Below are 896 nucleotides of genomic sequence, written 5' to 3'. Positions count from 1 at the left end.
GCCGCCCCCACCTTTCGATAGCATGACCACTCGTCGCCGCCACCGAGTGCATGGCGCCGGAATAAACAATTAAGACGATTCCGAAGTAGGAGTTCTGATGTCCCGGAAAGTCATTGTCACGTGTGCAGTCACCGGAGGGGGTTCCGCAGTTCTTGCGAAGCATCCAAATATCCCCAAGACGCCATCGCAAATCGCGGAGGCTGCACTGGACGCTGCAAAGGCTGGGCTGCGATTGTTCACATTCACGTCCGTGAGCCTGAAACGGGGGCCCCATCAAACCGAATTGAGCTCTATGAACAGGTTGTAAAGAAGCTTAGGGACGCGGCAACAGATGTCATCATCAACTTAACCTGTGGAATGGATGGAGAAATTGAACTTGATTCTTTGGACCCCCCAAAAATCGGAAAGTCGAGCACACTTAAGAACGCTGTTGGACGCTGCCTCCACGCCGTCAAACTTCAGCCAGAGCTGAGCACCCTGGATTGCGGAACGATGGCTTTTGGGGAGCGGATTTTTGTTGCGCGTATGCCCGATCTGCGAGAGATGGCGTCACTTATGCGCGAGGCTGGTGTCAAGCCCGAGCTCGAATGCTTCGATCTAGGCCACATTGAAATCGCTAAGAAACTCATCTCCGAAAACATAATTGACGATCCGCCCCTTTTCCAATTTTGCCTCAGCACAGGTTATGGTGCTCCCGCTGTGCCGATCGCTGTGCAGGCGATGCGTGAGATTCTCCCTTCTGGGGCAGTCTGGGGTGGGTTTGGCTGTGGTGCAGATGAGATGCCGATGGTTGGGCAGCTGGTGGCTGTGGGCGGACACGTCCGGGTAGGTTTGGAAGATAACATTTATCTCCGACGTGGGGTGCTGGCATCCAATGCCGAGCTCGTTGACAATGC

1 pseudogene is annotated in these 896 nt (G+C 54.6%); it reads left to right on the top strand.

Features of this window, described 5'->3' with window-relative positions:
* Positions 1-97 precede the first annotated feature (97 nt).
* A pseudogene (locus AC0L3L_RS36370) lies at positions 98-896 on the top strand (beta-keto acid cleavage family enzyme); the annotation flags it as partial.

Source organism: Mesorhizobium sp. WSM4849 (genome assembly GCF_055811385.1).
This window is presented reverse-complemented; position numbering and strand designations above follow the sequence as displayed.